Source organism: Kineococcus siccus, assembly GCF_009906795.1.
GTDB classification, from domain to species: Bacteria; Actinomycetota; Actinomycetes; order Actinomycetales; family Kineococcaceae; genus Kineococcus; species Kineococcus siccus.
In genome coordinates this window covers 1-996 of record NZ_JAAALN010000409.1, presented here as the reverse complement: position 1 = coordinate 996, position 996 = coordinate 1, and the positions used below count along the sequence as shown (strand labels likewise).

The following is a 996-nucleotide window of genomic DNA, read 5'->3' as shown; positions in this document are numbered from 1 at the left end:
CGACGTCGACCCGCTGACGGGCGGCAGCGCGGACGCCGGGAGGGGCTCATGCCCGGTCCCCTACCCACGACGGGGCACCGGCACACGGAGGTGGCCTCTCCGTGACATCGGCTGCAGCGCAACGCGTCAGAGGTCTTGCATCACCGGCCGGGGAGTGCTATCACTGAGGTCGTCACCCGGGAAGGACCGGGGGACAGCGGAAACTCTCCAGCGCATCTCCTTCGTCTGCTGTGGAGGTGGTGGCCATGTTGATGCGCACCGATCCCTTCCGTGAGTTGGACCGCCTGACCCAGCAGGTGCTCGGCACGAGCGCCCGCCCTGCGGTGATGGCGATGGACGCGTGGCGCTCGGGTGACGAGTTCCACGTCGAGTTCGACCTCCCCGGCGTCGATCCCGCGAGCATCGAGCTCGACGTCGAGCGCAACGTCCTGACGGTCCGGGCCCAGCGGCCGGTCACCGAGGGCGCGTCCGAGATGGTCGCGGCGGAACGGCCCCGCGGGGTGTTCAGCCGGCAGCTGATCCTCGGCGACAACCTCGACACCGACCGGATCGCCGCCGCCTACCGCAGCGGCGTCCTCGCCCTGACGATCCCGGTGGCGGAGCGGGCGAAGCCCCGCCGGATCCAGGTCGAGAGCTCCGACGAGCAGCACGCCCTGCAGTCCTGAGGACGCGCGGTGTCGGCAGCCGCCTCCCCGTGCCGGCCACGGCCCGGGGAGGCCCCTGACGAGCCCCCGGACCGCGACGACGACTGGTGGCGGCGGGAGTTCGACGAGATCGTCGGGCAGCTGGCGGGCGGTGACGTCCCGCCGCCGCACCCCCCGCCCACGGCCACGGGCGCGCCGCGGGCTCCCCGGCCCGGGCGTCGTCCCGGGCCACCGGGGCCCCGGCGCCCGGACGTCCGGCGGGCCGGCCGGTGGCCACCGACGAGAGGTCCGCACCGGCAGCGCTCACCGCCCGGGCGGCGCCGGCGGGTGGCCGGGTGACCCCGCCCGGGGC

1 protein-coding gene is annotated in these 996 nt (G+C 75.3%); it reads left to right on the top strand.

Annotated features, from left to right (window positions below):
• Positions 1-245: 245 nt before the first annotated feature.
• Positions 246-665: an Hsp20/alpha crystallin family protein gene (locus GTR02_RS21845; RefSeq protein ID WP_166609560.1), complete on the top strand. Its 420-nt coding sequence runs from the start codon at positions 246-248 to the stop codon at positions 663-665.
• Positions 666-996: the final 331 nt, after the last annotated feature.

Excerpts from the sequence above, each read along its gene's own strand:
- GTR02_RS21845 (WP_166609560.1), top strand. The coding sequence starts at position 246 with ATGTTGATGCGCACCGATCCCTTCCGTGAGTTGGACCGCCTGACCCAG.